12 protein-coding genes and 2 pseudogenes are annotated in these 15,797 nt (G+C 42.2%); 1 reads left to right on the top strand and 13 read right to left on the bottom strand.

What is annotated here, in order from left to right; genetic code table 11:
* Positions 1-33: 33 nt before the first annotated feature.
* From MUO14_RS18235 to MUO14_RS18200, 8 genes and pseudogenes are all read right to left on the bottom strand, one after another.
* The gene (locus tag MUO14_RS18235) at positions 34-480 is read right to left on the bottom strand and encodes a YkvA family protein (RefSeq protein ID WP_244751996.1); all 447 of its coding nucleotides are present in this window, start codon (positions 478-480) and stop codon (positions 34-36) included.
* A gap of 358 nt (positions 481-838) precedes the next feature.
* On the bottom strand, positions 839-2,734 hold the full coding sequence (locus MUO14_RS18230; protein ID WP_244751995.1) for a nitrilase-related carbon-nitrogen hydrolase: 1,896 nt from the start codon (positions 2,732-2,734) through the stop codon (positions 839-841).
* Between the two features lie 113 nt (positions 2,735-2,847).
* Positions 2,848-4,188, bottom strand: a complete 1,341-nt coding sequence (locus tag MUO14_RS18225; RefSeq protein WP_244751994.1) for a (Fe-S)-binding protein — start codon at positions 4,186-4,188, stop codon at positions 2,848-2,850.
* The gene (locus MUO14_RS18220) at positions 4,181-5,533 is read right to left on the bottom strand and encodes an FAD-binding oxidoreductase (protein WP_396265855.1); all 1,353 of its coding nucleotides are present in this window, start codon (positions 5,531-5,533) and stop codon (positions 4,181-4,183) included. Before MUO14_RS18220 ends, MUO14_RS18225 begins: the two co-directional genes overlap by 8 nt.
* Before the next feature lie 81 nt (positions 5,534-5,614).
* Positions 5,615-6,513 (bottom strand): annotated as a pseudogene (locus tag MUO14_RS18215) (DUF6282 family protein).
* The gene (locus tag MUO14_RS18210) at positions 6,510-7,397 is read right to left on the bottom strand and encodes an alpha/beta hydrolase (protein WP_244751992.1); all 888 of its coding nucleotides are present in this window, start codon (positions 7,395-7,397) and stop codon (positions 6,510-6,512) included. Before MUO14_RS18210 ends, MUO14_RS18215 begins: the two are co-directional and overlap by 4 nt.
* 21 nt (positions 7,398-7,418) lie before the next feature.
* Entirely contained in the window at positions 7,419-8,129 is a 711-nt protein-coding gene (locus tag MUO14_RS18205; protein WP_244751991.1) for a FadR/GntR family transcriptional regulator, read from the bottom strand.
* Between the two features lie 19 nt (positions 8,130-8,148).
* Positions 8,149-9,510: a sodium/glutamate symporter gene (locus MUO14_RS18200; RefSeq protein ID WP_244751990.1), complete on the bottom strand. Its 1,362-nt coding sequence runs from the start codon at positions 9,508-9,510 to the stop codon at positions 8,149-8,151.
* Between the two features lie 211 nt (positions 9,511-9,721).
* Between MUO14_RS18200 and MUO14_RS18195 the strand changes: the two are divergent.
* Positions 9,722-9,957 (top strand): annotated as a pseudogene (locus tag MUO14_RS18195) (IS5/IS1182 family transposase); the annotation flags it as partial.
* A gap of 520 nt (positions 9,958-10,477) precedes the next feature.
* Here MUO14_RS18195 and MUO14_RS18190 read toward each other — a convergent pair.
* The 5 genes from MUO14_RS18190 to MUO14_RS18170 all read right to left on the bottom strand — a co-directional run bounded on the left by MUO14_RS18190 (position 10,478) and on the right by MUO14_RS18170 (position 15,554).
* Positions 10,478-11,413 carry a nucleoside hydrolase gene (locus MUO14_RS18190; protein WP_244751989.1) on the bottom strand — a complete coding sequence of 312 codons (936 nt, stop codon included), beginning with the start codon at positions 11,411-11,413 and terminating at the stop codon, positions 10,478-10,480.
* Between the two features lie 151 nt (positions 11,414-11,564).
* Positions 11,565-12,173, bottom strand: a complete 609-nt coding sequence (locus MUO14_RS18185) for a flavin reductase family protein (protein WP_244751988.1) — start codon at positions 12,171-12,173, stop codon at positions 11,565-11,567.
* A 32-nt stretch (positions 12,174-12,205) separates the two neighbouring features.
* On the bottom strand, positions 12,206-13,456 hold the full coding sequence (locus MUO14_RS18180; RefSeq protein ID WP_244751987.1) for an MFS transporter: 1,251 nt from the start codon (positions 13,454-13,456) through the stop codon (positions 12,206-12,208).
* 355 nt (positions 13,457-13,811) lie between these two features.
* Positions 13,812-15,299 (bottom strand): sodium:solute symporter family protein, encoded by a 1,488-nt coding sequence (locus tag MUO14_RS18175; RefSeq protein WP_244751986.1) that lies wholly within the window; start codon positions 15,297-15,299, stop codon positions 13,812-13,814.
* 3 nt (positions 15,300-15,302) lie between these two features.
* Positions 15,303-15,554: a hypothetical protein gene (locus MUO14_RS18170; RefSeq protein ID WP_244751985.1), complete on the bottom strand. Its 252-nt coding sequence runs from the start codon at positions 15,552-15,554 to the stop codon at positions 15,303-15,305.
* Positions 15,555-15,797 lie beyond the last annotated feature (243 nt).

The following is a 15,797-nucleotide window of genomic DNA, read 5'->3' as shown; positions in this document are numbered from 1 at the left end:
ATTGCGAGGTAAGTAGGTTATTCCCTCTCAAAATTAGTCCGTCTGCTGCGGTTTAAAGTTTTCTTCTATTTCATTATCTCCATCATAGTTTTCACCAAAGATCTTCCTCATTCGTTCATCCGCTTGTTGTTTAATCGAATCATCAATATATGGCTTTATTTTAGATAGTGCATAAACGATGACCATCGCATCATCTGCAAACCCTGCGACTGGAATGAAGTCTGGAATAAGATCTATTGGCAGAATCAAGTATCCTAATGCACCCGCTATAGTCACTTTAGTTGATTTAGGAGTGGCCGGATTTTTAAATGCATAGAATAAAAGTAAACTATAATAGGATATTTTGACTCCCATTTTCTTGGCATATTTCAGTAACTTTGCAACATATTTATTCTCAGAAAAATGCTTTTCCTTCCCTTTAATAGCTTCAGAAGAATCAAAGTTCTTTAATTCTTTTTCATAGTCTTTTTCATTAGACATGTTATCTCCTCCTCCTTGACAATTCATGAGCATCCTATGTGTACACTTCGATTCAAACCCCTTGTGTTGGGGCAACTTTCTACCTTAAAGAGGATGTTCAAAATGTTTATGGACTAGAAAGGTCCAATTGCAGTTTCTAATATTTCCTTACACTACTAGGGATTGCCTAATTATACCTGATCTATTCCTCTGTTGCCAAGAAAACCATATAGCCTAGCATATATTATTGTAGAAGTAGATTCACAGCATGTCCTCAAGTTATGCATATCAAAAAGCATCCACACTCGGGCTTATTATTCAAAGCTAAAGTGTGGATGCTTGCCAAGGAATGTTCATTTCTAATCACAATCTATATTCGTCACGCTGCCTCATCAAGATCAGAATTTGACTCCTGGCTAGAGGATTCTATTATAAGTGGTTTAAAATAAGGGGTTTGCCGAGACTGCAGTAATTTTTCTTGATTAAACCACCGATCTGATTGCAGTGTGTCAAATTCCGCCGTAATTACTTCTTCTTCACCCATCGAAGCCACAACTGGTTGATCAAGACCATATAGTGGATCAAGGGTGTATAGACCAGACCCGCCTAAGTAATCTTTATCTGTTCCGATAAAGTTTGCTACAACCGTATACGCCTGGGCACCGATGGCGACAGCATCCCATGTCACCATTGCGTTATCAGGATAAGGGTTCTTGGAAATAGCTCGGTTGATTTCCATTTTCCCGCCATATTGCCCGTGCCACGCTGAAGGAATAGCAATCATATCGGCCCTATTAACGGCCAGGACACCCGCGGTTTCAGGGAAAGCAGCGTCTTCCCCAATTAAGATTCCGATTCTTCCCAGATCTTCCGTTTCAAAGACAGGCAGCTTTGCTCCAGCTTCGGCCCACGCCTTGTCACTTTCGTTTAAGTGAGTCTTTCGGTATTTTCCAGCCTTATTGCCGTTTTTATCAATAAGCATTGCCGAGTTATACAACTTATTCTCTTCTTTTTCAACGAAACCGTAAACAATGGCTATATCATTTGCTGTGGCCAGGTCAGCCATAAATTTCTTTGTTTGGCCTTGTTCCGTCTCTGCCAATGAACGAATGTCTTTTTTGCTTTTCTTATCCACAGGTCCGATTAACGAGGTTTCCGGCAGGACGACTAAATCCAAGGATTGATTTTCACGTGTTGCTTGCTCGATCAAATGAGAAACCTTCTCCATATTTTTTGCTTTATCCAAAGCGACAGGTTCATATTGTAGAGCTGCTACATTTACATGATGGGATGTTGTGGTTTTTGTAGAGTTCCAAGGAGCGACTTTGTGCATTAATTCTTTATACAGTTCTGGACGTCTACGCTCTAATCGCTCCTTATTTTCGTTTTCATATTGTTTCAGATCGATTTCTGCGTATTCAATAACTGTTTCTTCAATCGCTTCTTCTTTTGTCATAGCTATGGGAGCTTCAGCCAGCTTTTCACCTGTGGGAGACCAAACTGCACTTCCCCCTATCATGTGAAACCCTTTTTCTGTATTGGAGCGGTTTGCGCTGACAATATACATCCCGTTCTGCTGTGCTCTTGCGGGGAGAGCAGATATCGTTTGGGCTGAGGAATTTGTAGGGAAAGCCATAATATCAGCTCCCTTAATACCCGCTAGTCTTGCCGTTTCAAAGTAAGCTGAGTCCATGCATATGTTAATGGCAATCTTTCCAATAACCGTATCAAATACAGGTACACCCATATCTCCCCATGCAGCCCAGTGCATTTCCGTTTCCCACATCTGGGTTTTTCTATATTTGCCTATGTACCCGTCTGGACCGATTAATACCGCTGAGTTGTAATAAAGACCTGTTTTTTCATCTACTTCTGCCATGCCAAAGACGATATATCCATGATTCTCTTTGGCTATCTTGGCGAATGTAGCCGTGGTTTTTCCTGGTATTGTATCAACGAAAGGTTCGATGGCTTCCCGATCTTCATACATATAACCTGTTGTAGCCATCTCTGGTGCTACGACCAATTTCGCACCATTTTCAAAAGCTTTTTCAGCCACACGTGATAACTCTTTAACGTTCTTTTTCCTTTCGTTCAAGGTGGGATTAAATTGGAGAGTCGCTACTTTAAAGGGAGAAGTTTGCATCTCTCCTCTTTCCGTTTTCGTATCTTGGCTACCAGTTGCCTGTTTAATAGAACCGGATTGATAGAAAAAAATGACGAAAACTGCGGCTACTATGGACAAAACCGTTATATTCAGCGCTTTTTTACTCATTGTGAGCCTCCCTTTCATAAATTAAACCCAGACACCGTGCTGTTATATGTGCGGTATCTGGGTTTGAAGTGAAATCTATGAAGTTACAAAGTTTACTGAGTAACATATTGACCTTACTCTGATCCCTTTTGAAACGGCGTCTGTCTAGGCCCATCCTGCCTGGCCACAGGGGATGCTTCCATTAATAGATCTACAAGATGAACAGCTTCCATTCCGTCGCTGACCTTTTCCCGCTCAATCCCTAGTTTCATCTGCAGTAGGCACCCAGGGTTCGTTGTTACAATGGAACCTGGATCAATCCTACATACATCTTTCATTTTTACATCCAATATATCCATTGATTCTTCGTAATTAATGATGTTATAAATGCCTGCTGATCCGCAGCAAAAGTCAGGACGGTCTAATTCTTTTAACGTAATCCCGGGGATTTTCCTTATCAGCTCCAATGGCGGGCTTTTTACACCTTGTACGTTTGTCATATGGCACGATGGTTGGTAGGTAACCGTATAATCAATGGGTGTTGTGAATTCTAATTCGTCTACTTCTACCAACACTTCTGAAATGTCTTTCACTTTGGAAACAAACTGCTTGGCTCGCTCATGCCATGAGGTCCCTTCTTCAAATAAATGATGATATTCGATCAACCGCGCCCCACAGCCTCCCGCATTGTTTACAATATAATCCGCCTTCTCTTCCTCAAAAGCTTCAATATTGCGTTTGGCTAATTCTCTAGAATCATTGATCTTCCCTGAGTGTGCATGTAGAGCACCGCAACAGGTTTGCTGTTCAGGAAGAACGACTTCTAGCCCACTTCGCAAAAGCAATTCAATCGTGTTTTGGTTGGTCTCAAAAAACACACTATCCATTACACACCCTGTAAAGAAGGCAACCTTAGCCGTCGCTGGCCTTTTACGCATATAACGTTTGGCACGTTTGGCGCGTTCTTTTGGAGAAGGCTGCACTGGAATCACTTGTTCAAACTGGTCCAAATGAAGCGGAGCTAATTTTGTTAAAGACAGCAAATTTGCAAAAGCCTGCAGACCTGTTCTTTGATAAAACCAAGTCAAGTTCCCTAACGTATTCATCCATTTGCCAGAGGGGAAAAATGACTCAAACAGGAAATCTTCCGTTTTTTTCTGCCATACAGATTTCACTTGATGATCCTCGATCACCTCTTTGGCTCCTTCTAAAATTTGTCCATACTGAACATTCGTAGGGCAGACCGTTGTACAGGCCATACATCCAAGACACTTTTCAATTGGTTCTTGTAAATCCTTGATAGATGCTTTTCCCTCCGCTACAAGCTTTACAAGATTTATGCGTCCACGAGGAGAATGAGTTTCTCTCTCCATCGTTTCATAAGTGGGACAGGCAGGTAGACAGTACCCACATTGGACACAATCAAATGTTTTATCATAGTTGATTTTTTCTTGAAGGGTTTGAACATCACTCATCTGTTAACACCAGCTTTTGGCCTTTCTCAGGGAAAATTTTCCCTGGATTCATAATTCCATTTGGATCCCAGCTGTCTTTAATCCGTTTCATCATGTCTAAACCAACTTCTCCAAGTTCTTTTTCCATAAATGGCGCTTTCATTGTACCGATTCCATGTTCGCCAGATAAGGTGCCTCCTAGGTCGATAGCTGCTTGAAAGACTTCTTCTACAGCTTGCTCTACACGTCCCATTTCTTCTTGATCCCTTTTATCACATAAAATATTTGGATGAAGGTTTCCATCACCGGCATGACCAAAGACAACGACTTCAACATTGTACTTATTCTTAATATCATGTAATCGATCCATCATCTCAGGAATCTTACTGCGAGGAACCGTTGCATCTTCAGATACCTTTGTCGGCTTAATTTTAGCGATGGCAGGTGATACCTGTTTTCTTGCATGCCAAATTTTATCCGCTTCTTCTTTCGTTTTCGGAATGATTAAATTCGTAGCACCAATGGAAGACATAATGTTTTGGACGAGTTTCGTTTCCACATCAAGCGTTTGTGGATGTCCGTCTAACTCAATAATTACAATGGCTTTTGCATCAACCGGGAGTCCCGATGGCTTAAAATTCTCAACAGCTTGAATACATGCCTGATCCATAAACTCCATTTTCGAAGGTAAGATCCCAGACGTTAAGGTACGCGATATCGCCTGCCCGGCTGTTCGTACATGATCAAATTCAACCATAATGGTTTGTACAGCAGGAGGTTTAGGGATAAGTTTTAAGGTTGCTTCCGTAATGACACCCAGCGTCCCTTCAGATCCGACAATCAATTTGGTCAGGTCAAAGCCGGTTACATTTTTAATCGTTTGACCTCCTGTACGAATGACTTCACCCTCAGGCGTCACGAGTTCAAGACCTATGACAAAATCTTTGGTCACTCCGTACTTCAGGCCACGAGGGCCCCCGGAGTTCTCTGCAAGATTTCCTCCTATTGTTGCTACATGAGCACTGCTCGGATCAGGTGCATACATAAGACCATGTTTCTCAGCTTCTTCGTTTATACGGGCTGTCAGAACGCTCGGGGATACGTTAATAGTTAGATCTTCAACATTCAAGGTGATCTGTTCAGGCCATTGAGAAAGATCAAGCACCATTCCTCCGTAAACTGGTAACGGCCCGCCACTTAAACATGTCCCCTGTCCCCGGGGATAGATAGGGATACCGAATTGATTGGCCACTTTCACGATATAAACAACTTCCTGTTTATTTTTAGCTTGAACGACGACGTCTGGAAGATATTCACCAAAGGAAGCATCAAAACTATAACTATATCGATCAGCTAATTCGGTCATGATTTGACCCTCTGGTATTTCTTTTTTTAGAGCTTCGATCCAATTACTCACTTATTTACGCTCCTTTTCATCCTCTTCACCTCAAAACAACAAATATTCAGGGTTCGTTACAATCATTTCTCTCACACTCTCTTCCCCTATTCCTTCCTTCAGTAACTGTGCAACAAAGTCACTTAGCCCTTGAACAGGTGTAGGGTTATGAGGCTGCCCGAAGTCAGTAACTAGAACACAAGATTTTGACCCAATGGTTTGAATAGACTGAGCCATTTGTGAAATCGTCAGGTTATTAAAGTCTTCTCCACATGCTAAATAGCACTTTTCGATCAGGCACCCTTGATTCGCTAACTTTCTTTGTAAATCGATCGGAATTTGGGCAATTCCTAAATCGGCGTGTTGAATTAGGATTCGTTTGACACCGATCATTCGTGCTTCTTCTACTAAAAGATCCACTTCATCAGGAGATAAATGGCCCGTTGCAAGCACAGCATCGTAGGAAGCGATCAAATAAAGGATCCGTTTCACTTCATCTTTGACTACGCCCTTTTCATTTAAGATGGTTAAATCGGAACCAGAGTTATCCAGGGATGTTTCACTATTGAAAAAGCGCCCCTGATCATGATCGGAAAAATAGTTGGCATGTTGTTCCGCCGATATCGTAGGCATCCAGATTACTTTTGCCCCATACGTAATGCCATATCAACCGAATGTGAAGATAACCCTCCTGTAAACAAATTACAAACTAAACCTCCATAAACTTTCATCTCGGGAATTTGCTGACGAATAAGGGTTGCTCGATCATGTGTAGCCCCCTCATGTGCCTTAATCACCAAACCTTTCATGCCAGCTTGTTTAGCCTCTGCTACCAGTTCCCAATCGGTCTGTTTTCTAGGAAAAGCACTAGGGGAGCTATGAACATGAAGTTCATAAGCCCCCTCTAATAGTGGATGGTACAGACCCTCGTGTTCGCTTAAGTGGTTCATGACAGAAGAGCCTCTTCAAAAAACGTTCCCAGCTCCTCCACTAGTGCTTTAAATTCATAATGGTCACTATACATAAAATCATTGTGCTTCCCATTGATTTCATAAAAAACTTTCGGACTTGCTGCATTATGGAAAAGAAATACAGACTCTTCAAACGGATGGAGAATGTTATCTTTTCCATGAGCAACGAACAAAGGCGTATCCTCCAATTTTTGAGCTGCCTTCTCGGCATCCATTTCTAGAATTGAATCCGAGAATTGAATGCGTGTCTCTCCACCAAAGCCTTTCTTAGCAGCCAACTCTTTATCAACATAGTCCCGAGTTGCCGGATCTAGTGGGTAATGCAAGAAAGGATCAGCTGGCTTTGATTCCCCAGTAGTTACACGAAGAATACGATCCTCATATACGGTCTCTAGTACATTCAACCAATTTTCATAGGAATGAATCGTCTTTAACCAGCGTTCGCCGTGATAAAATCCATTTAAAGCAGCAACGGCTGCTACATCTTCCTTTTCAGCTACACGGACAACGTTTGATCCGCCCATGCCCCATCCAATTAAACCAATTCGCTCATGATCGACTTCACTTTGGGTACGTAGGAAGGTTAGGGCATTGCGGATATCATCTACCTGCTCATCTAAGATAACGCGTGCCGGGTCTCCTTCACTGTCAGCAAAACCGCGATAATCAAATCCCAAACAAATATACCCCTTTTCCGTCATTGCCTTTGCAAACATACGAGGATAAAACTCGTTCACACCTTGATAACCAGAGTTTGCTATAATCGCAGGATGTTTTTCCTTATTTTCATAGTCTTCTGGGAAATATAACGTGCCTTGTAGTTTGAAACCTTCACTGTAAAATTGTACGGATTTTTCAATCATTGTAATCTCTCCTTTAGAAATTTAAGAATTGGATGCTTGATTAAATGTATCTTTAAATTTTTTACACGCATTACTGAGATGGTGGTGCATTTCATCTCTCGATTGTGCACCATCGTTTAATCGAATAGCTGTATAGATTCGCTCATGTTCACTGAGCACCTGGGCACGCTTTTCCTTAATCCCCATGTTCTTTGTAAGAGAAAATCGTATAGCTTTTTCATAGAGGTTCATGATATTCTCGATTGTTTGGATGAGTATAGGATTATGAGAAGCTTTGACAATGGCATGGTGAAACGCAATGTCTTCTTTGTATCCGACTTGATTATCATTCTGTGAAGTACGGAGATCTTCCAATCTTTCTTTGATCATAGCTATATCATTTGCAGTGGCTCGAATAGCAGCCAAACGTGCAGCTTCTTCCTCAAGAATGATTCGTGTTTCTAGTAGATTAAGTATTTCATCTGTATCAACAAACTCAAACTGGGTTTCTTCCATAAGATTGGTTAGGGAGGTGACTTGGATAATACTTCCTCCCCCTTGCTTAGAAACTGTTAGCCCGCTTGCTTCTAGAACACTCAGCGCTTCTCGCACAGGGGTTCGACTAACCCCAAACATTTCTGATAATTGCTTTTCAGTGGGAAGTCGATCACCTGGCTTTAACTCTTTCTGTTGAATGAGATCTTTAATACGATCAAATACCTGCATCGATATCTTCTTCCGTTCAATTTTCATACGAAACTATCATCCTTTCCTAGGAAACGTTTGAGTCTCTATTAAATTTCTTCGTGTCTTGAATAGAAGCCAGCCAGCCTGACTTAGCGGCAATGATTATAAGTACAGCGCTTGTCCCTAGTAAAATAAGCGAGAATATTCCGCCGAATCCTGCCATCATCATTATAGGGCCAAAGGTTATGACCATAATCTCTACTGGAACCATCCCGACATAACCTAAAGCATAGTCGTCCAAGGTAGTACTTTTCGATTTGGGATCGACTATGCGCAGGAGGGCAATTCCCATTGCCACAGTACCTGTACTCCATCCCCATCCAAAAATGGCATTTTCAAACCAGTGGCGATGGAACACGCGTGGAGCAATAAAGTGGAAAATGCAGTACGCCCAGATAACTCCAAAAACGAATAATGCCAGAAGCGGCCAAGCATATGCTGCCACAACAGCAAGATTGATAGAAGTAATACCAAAAGCAACAATTAAATCTGTAGCGGTTCCGGCTAAGCGATCGATCACTCTTTTATCCACATAGTGATTACCTTTCGTTGTGTTTAATACGAACTGCATCAGCAAACCAACGACAAATGACAGACTTAATAGAGGAATGCTGACCTGAGGAAAGGTGGCTTCAATCCCTACTTGTAAAAAGTAACTTACCATGACAACAACCGCTAAAATGGCAATATGAAAAAATAATGGATCGACGGTGTTGCTAGATACCGTATTCTCCCCTGAAGAAGGACGGTTTTCTTTAGGGACTAAACCTGTACGTAATTCATTAGGCAGCTCTTCAAAGTCGGAAATAAAATTGGTCTGGTTATTACGTGTATTCTTCTTAATGAGCAGCAGTCCACCAAGGATAGCACAAATTAAACCTATCGTTGCTGAAGTATAGCCTAATGCTGTGGCCTCCTCCCAGCCAAGTCCACTGAAAGCTTCGCCAACTGCTGCTGCTGTACCGTGCCCCCCGAGAAATCCAGCCCCAAGGACCAGTCCAAAACCTGTTGGGATATCCCATACCCGGGCTATGATTAAGTATGTAACCATCGCACCCCCACCCCACATAAGTAAGGTTAACAGCATCGAGTACACCCACATATTTCTCACTCGTCCAAAGGTCTGCTTCCAATTCACTTTGGCAGCACCGATCGGGATCGCACCAAAAATAACCGCGATTAAAACCGTAGGATATTCACTTACCAAACCGGAAAAGGGTAACCAATCAAGACCGTTAGGACCTAGGGTTAGACCAATACCCCCTGCTATGATACTAGCCGGAATAAATAGCCTTTGGACGATTCCCACTTTCGCTCGTAACACTACACCAACTAACAATAAAACCGAAATCAATCCCAAATCAATAGCTAAATCCCATGCTGACAATGTCATTCCTCCCAAAAAAAACAGATTTTAAGAAAGCGCTATCATAATTTGTACGACAATTATACAATACGATAATCGATTATGGGAAGGGTAAATTTTAAAAATTGTAAAAAAACTTCGTAGAAGAATGAATTTCATAATTTAAGACCCTTGTGCCCCAAGGGATTCAAAACGGAAAAAGTACCGTCGCAAGTCTTGTATAATGATTCGCATCTGCCAAAAAGTTTATAAAATCAAAATTACGACAGATTTACGTCGATACACAGCGGCAGCTCGCGGGTCAAAGACTTGGAAAACCATCTTTAAACAACGCACTGCTGTTGATAGAATTGTTTCAGCTAAACAACGCTCGTCATCGAACTGAAAAACGCGTGAAAGTCCATTTTCGACATCTTAACGCTTATTTATAATGCTGCAAAATTAGCTGCAGACCGTATCCAAAATTAAATGAACAACAAGCTGCATTTAGACTCTCTTATAAGAGTTTGGCAAATGACTCCATGTCAGCAGTGGAAATATGCGAGACTCCTGCGGGAAGAACAAGCTAGGCGAGGAACGAGCTGAGGAGGCTCGACACTTGCCCGCGGAAAGCGAGTATATTTCCACTGCGGCATCACGAATACTGATTCAGAAACTAATTTCTATCCATTTTTGAAACCTTAGCTATTCCCTTCTATAGAACGGTTCCTGTTTATTAGCATTACTAGAGCTCGCAAAAAAATCTCAGAAGGAGTTCGCCCTCTGAGATTTCTTAAATGTATTTACTGTCTAAAAGTGTGTGTTCAAAAAGTTGACGAATGAGAACGTCGACACTAGCACGTTCCTTGCGCGTCACAAGAAGTTCGAGGCGTGAAAGTTTTGAGGACCAAAGCGTATGCCTTTCCTACGTGAGGACCGGAAAAACCGAGCAACGAAACCATTCGCCGTTATCATTTGGTGACTTTTTGAACATCCTCTAAAAGATAATTTAGAAGGAGCTCATGGTCTTCACAAAATCATTTACAAAGTATTCCACCTCGAAATCAAAAATAATCTTGTTTATTGGGTAGTGTGGAATAGTTTCCGGAACAGGACGAAAATCAGCATAGGTTAATCCTCTTGATGGGCCGTCATCGACAACAAAAACTTGCCGACTTATGAGTTTATAATGATCTTGACTTGTTAGAAATGAAAGCAAAGTGACATCGTGTAAAGGAGCACCGTTAATACCGGGGATAATGGATTGATATTGGATGCTATAGTAATCCATGATGGGGTTAAGAATAGGAGAAAAGTATGTCGATGTTTGTTCTGAAAGATAGTGAATCATGTCAAGAGGGATGATGGCACGGTTACTCACATTAAGCGGTACAAATGTGATTCCCCTTCCACGGGTAGCAACAATTTTTGCGGCTTGAGGGTCACCATAAACATTGGCCTCCGCTAAAGGACTGCTATTTCCCGGTACAAAAAAGGCTCCCCCCATGACAATGATTTCTCCCACCTCATGGATATTACTTCCTGCTTGAACAAAAGTAAGAGCTAATGTTGTGAACCGGGACAGATTCACAATCGTAAGCTCCTTACCATAAGTTGAAATTAAATCAAAAATCTTCTGAAAGGGATAAACCTTAGCAGGCGTAATATGCTCTGTATTCACTCCACCTATGCCATGGTAACCATGAATCTCATAAAAATATTGAGGGGGAAAAGAAAGGGGGGCTTCTGCTCCATTGATGAGTGGGATGTCTTCTCTACCTGCAAGCTTAAGTAAATAGGCGCTATTCCTTAGTGCGTCAGCTTGACTGACATTCCCATATCCGCATACAATCCCCACCACTTCGATGTTTGGGTTTAAAAGGGCATACATAATAGCAAACGAATCATCAACCCCAGGGTCTGTGATTAATAAAATCTTCCTCAATTCAACGCCTCCCTCTTTAAATTATTTTATATGGATTGGAACGTCTTTATGCCCGCATTAGTTCGTTATTTTCTTTATCATCTCAATAAAAAGACATCCGCGCTCAAGCATTTGTAAAGCTTGAGCGTGGATGCTTGAACGATCAGTCATCTCACTTTAAATCTTCTTTCGGCAACGAGAAAAAGTCCCTGCTTTCACTAAAACTTGCTGCCAACCTTCCCAAGGGACGCAGTTTCTCAAAGTTCACCTTATAATTTTCAAGATAATAGTCTTCTTGAATATGATAAAACACCATTTCCCCAATAATTAAATGGTCGCTGCCAAGTTCAATGATTTGGTGCAGCTTACATTCCATTTGAATTGGTGCTTCCTTGATTCTCATCGGTTTAACTTTTTCACTTGCAACCGGTGTGACCCCCGCTTCCTCGAACTCATCCACTTCGCGAGCCAGATTCTCAGAGGATTTTTGAACCTCATTGCCAAGCGGTGTCGATGAGATGTTAATAACAAATTCTTTTCCTGTACGGATGTTTTCCAGTGTGTCTTTAACGGTTCCTTTTCTAGCCCCAACGCCTAGTCCAATCGAAATACAGAGCATCGGCGGCTGTCTTGATGCCACCGTAAAGAAGCTAAATGGAGCCAAGTTACGAATTTCGTTTTCAGATGTCGTGGAAACCCAGGCAATCGGGCGTGGAACAACCGACCCTGATAACAATTTATAAACGTTTTTTGTCTCTAGTTTTGAAGGATCAAACTTCATGTCAACTTTCTCCTTTTAAAATTGTATCGATGTTAGTTGGAAGAAACGTTCTCTTTTGCCACAACATATAAGCTGGCTAAGACGAACAGCACGCCGATCATGATTCCGGAAATCAGCAGCCAGCCAAATGTGTAGCTTTGGTTTTGGTCAACTAAAAAGCCGAACAGTGGCGGAAGGAGGATAACGCCCATCGAACCAAGCGTAATACTGAATCCGCTTGATAATCCTGTTTGCTCTTTAGGAACGAGTTCTGAGGCTAAATTCATCCATATCCCATTAAACCCTGAAACGGAGAAGCCAAATACGAGAAAGATGGGGACGAGCACCCAAAACGGGGTTCCCACTGGAATAAAAGCCACAACAACACTCATAAGCAAGGTGATACTGACAATGATAACGAGGATAATCAGCCGTTTTCCATCAAACAGACGATCACTAATCACTCCCCACCCTACTCTACCAAGCGAGCCGCCAATTTCAGAAATTACGAGCAGCATCCCTGCTAATACTAGACTAATGCCAATCTGTTCATAGGCGAACAATACGAGATACGTATTTAAGCACATCTGAGATCCATTAACACCCATGGCACTAAAACTGACGAGAAGTAAGGCCTTATTTTTAGCCATACTGAGAATGGAAGAATAAATCGATCGAAATGTCGGCTTCTCCTTAGCCACTGCCGCCTCTTTGGAAGGGTCGCGATAGAGGTAAAAGGCGACCAAACCCGTCGCAATTAAACCCAGGCATGCAATCAACATGACAGGTCTCCAGCCATAACTTGCAGCAAGCGGCAATAATAAAATTGCTGAGAGAGCTGAGCCAAAAGTAATCCCCATTTGTTTAATTCCCATTGCTGTCCCTCGTTGCTTTTGCGAAAACCAATAAATAATTCCTCTATTGGTAGTAGGATGCATGCCGCCATACCCCAACCCGCCAATCATCACTAGGAATAGTACAAACCAAAAGGCGGATTGGAACGTCATAAATAGGAAGCTTGTTCCAAGGCATAGGGATAACAACAACAATAGCGGCCTTGAGCCAGTTCGATCAGCAACAAAACCAGAAGGGATCGATGCCATGGCTTGACCGAGGAAAAGCGCCGATGGCAACAATCCAATTTGGGCCTTTGTTAGTGATAAATCTTCTCCAATCAGTACACCAAGCGGCCCAAGGCTCCGTCCAATAAAGGCGACCATAATTTGAGCCATCAGCAGCCATAATAACATTTTCCACGGATAAGCCATGCTCGCCGGTGTTGTATTCACTGCAACTGTTCTCATTCCAAGACATCCCTTTTCTAATAACTCTTTTCGTAAATTTTGTTGCTCTTACCCCTCGCAGTTAATATAAACCTTCGCCATAAAAGCAATGTTGATTTCCGCTTCGGGCCGTCGCTTCAATCAACCGCCATAACAGCGAAGGAAATATACGAAGACTCATTCGGAAAAGCGTAGTGTATTTCCGAAGCCGTATGTTATGACGCCGTTTATAGTTTTTGTGTCAAAAACAACAATCTTTTAGAAAACAGCCTTTCTAATAATAGTAGACTAGGCTTCGACTCTACTCAGCCTGCACCCATTCATAGACAAACCAGTCAATCGACCCGATTGACTGGTTTGTCTATGAAACGGGTCGTTACATACCAATCACTTGATCTGCTTCTTCCTCTTCAGCAGCCGAGACACTCATAAACAGGCTGCCAATCACACAAATTAAGAGGTTAATAAGTAATCCCCAAAGACCACTAAATATTCCTAAAGGTGTAATGTTGGCAAACGTCATATACGAAGCGAACACCGTACCAACGAGCATTCCTGTGAACACGGCCTTCGGATGAAGGCGATTCCAATATAATCCGAAGACTAAAGCCGGAGCCACTTGTATTAATAGCTCAAATTTTAACACAAAAATCTGATAAAGCGTGGCTGGAGGGAACCAGGCAATAATGACTAGAAGCACAACAGCTGCCACACCAACAAGTTTACCGACGAGAATTTTCTTGTTTTGTGATGCTTCCGGATTGATGTATCTTCCATATAAATCATTGGAAACAATCGATGAGAACGTTAATAGTACAGAATCAGCTGTTGATACAATAGCAGCAATAACACCGCCGAATAGGAGAACCATTGCCCAATAAAACAGAGCATTCTGGTTAGCAACCGCACTCGCCATCATCCCCACCAATTGTTCAGACTCAGCCGTATCTAATCCGGGAAATGCAGCAATCCCGATAATTCCTACGACAAACACAACCCCTGCAGTCAGAAAAGGCATCCAAGCCATTTGTGTAAAAGAACGTTTTAACGTTTTTTCACTTTTGGCAGAAAAAATCCTCTGGACAGCATGAGGATAGACGGCTGCACCAATTCCAACGAGAACTAATAAACTAAACCAATTGACGGTACCAGGTCCATCCGGAACACCTAATTTTTCCGGTGCATAAGCTTGCATATAATCTGCCGCCGTTGGCAAACCACCAAAGTAGATAATGGAACCGATTAAAAGCATGAACACACCGAACAGTAACGCGATCCCCTGCATGGTGTCTGTATAGGCGACAGAACGCATACCGCCAAGCCACCCGTAAATAAGCATAATGGTAATGAAGAACACAACACCTACTTGATAAGGAATCGTTCCTCCTGTTAAACCAGAAACACCTTGGCCGATGGCAACAAACTGTTCCAATAAATAGTTTCCGAGCGCATAAAGCATTAAAAAAGCAGCTAAAATGGAAACAGGTTTCGACTTGAATCGCTTGTCAATCCAGTCAACGGGGGTGAGCAGTTTGTACTTTTTCCCCATCAGATACAGTCGGGGCGCAAACATCAGGTACACCATTATAATTAGGATAAAGTAAGGCACAGATACGAGATACTCATACCCCATTCGATAGGCTGTCGGAGGATAGCCGACGACTGTATTTCCACTGTACTGCGTCGCAAAGAAAGTAAAGAACAATACCATGACGCCGAGCCCGCGCCCACCAAGATAATACTCATCAAGGCTTTCGTGAACATTTCTGTTTTTCCAATACGTGGCCACACCGACTCCAAGCATAATCGCGCCATACATTAATAAGATTAAAACTCCTGACCAACCTGCAAATGCTAGTTCCATGGGTTATTTCGCCTCCTTCTTTTCCTTCTCTTCCTCATCCTCTTCCAAGTTCCATTGGTATTTTAAAACATAGGTTAAAAATGCTGATAGCAATAATGAAGCACCGATGATAATTAATGCCCAATAGGGAATTCCCAAGAACAATGGTTGGTAGGACCCGGTCGGGAAATACCACGGGTTGATCAAGACAAACAGGATACCAAACACAATCCATAACTTGCCGTTTTTGATCGGTTCTTTCTTTGGTTTGCTCATACGTGATTCCTCCTTTGGTTTCACAATATTCAGACTAAAAATGGTAGAAAAAGCAGGGGCAGGACATCATTTGATCCGAAAACAACCCCTGCCGCAGCCTTAAAAAACGGTCGGATTCATATGAGAAGGTCTACCCTTTTCAAAGCCCTTAATACTGTCCTCTGCTTGTAAAGTCAGAGCAATGTCATCCAACCCATTCAAGAATTTATGGCGAGTGTTTTTTTTGCAGCCAATGGTGATTCC

It is taken from the genome of Halobacillus shinanisalinarum (assembly GCF_022919835.1).
GTDB lineage: Bacteria > Bacillota > Bacilli > Bacillales > Halobacillaceae > Halobacillus_A > Halobacillus_A shinanisalinarum.
The sequence above is the reverse complement of the archived record's forward strand: the minus strand, read 5'-3'. Positions and strand labels throughout refer to the sequence as shown.

Excerpts from the sequence above, each read along its gene's own strand:
- MUO14_RS18235 (WP_244751996.1), bottom strand. The coding sequence starts at position 480 with ATGTCTAATGAAAAAGACTATGAAAAAGAATTAAAGAACTTTGATTCT.
- MUO14_RS18230 (WP_244751995.1), bottom strand. The coding sequence starts at position 2,734 with ATGAGTAAAAAAGCGCTGAATATAACGGTTTTGTCCATAGTAGCCGCA.
- MUO14_RS18225 (WP_244751994.1), bottom strand. The coding sequence starts at position 4,188 with ATGAGTGATGTTCAAACCCTTCAAGAAAAAATCAACTATGATAAAACA.
- MUO14_RS18220 (WP_396265855.1), bottom strand. The coding sequence starts at position 5,533 with ATGACCGAATTAGCTGATCGATATAGTTATAGTTTTGATGCTTCCTTT.
- MUO14_RS18210 (WP_244751992.1), bottom strand. The coding sequence starts at position 7,397 with ATGATTGAAAAATCCGTACAATTTTACAGTGAAGGTTTCAAACTACAA.
- MUO14_RS18205 (WP_244751991.1), bottom strand. The coding sequence starts at position 8,129 with ATGAAAATTGAACGGAAGAAGATATCGATGCAGGTATTTGATCGTATT.
- MUO14_RS18185 (WP_244751988.1), bottom strand. The coding sequence starts at position 12,173 with ATGAAGTTTGATCCTTCAAAACTAGAGACAAAAAACGTTTATAAATTG.
- MUO14_RS18180 (WP_244751987.1), bottom strand. The coding sequence starts at position 13,456 with ATGAGAACAGTTGCAGTGAATACAACACCGGCGAGCATGGCTTATCCG.
- MUO14_RS18175 (WP_244751986.1), bottom strand. The coding sequence starts at position 15,299 with ATGGAACTAGCATTTGCAGGTTGGTCAGGAGTTTTAATCTTATTAATG.
- MUO14_RS18170 (WP_244751985.1), bottom strand. The coding sequence starts at position 15,554 with ATGAGCAAACCAAAGAAAGAACCGATCAAAAACGGCAAGTTATGGATT.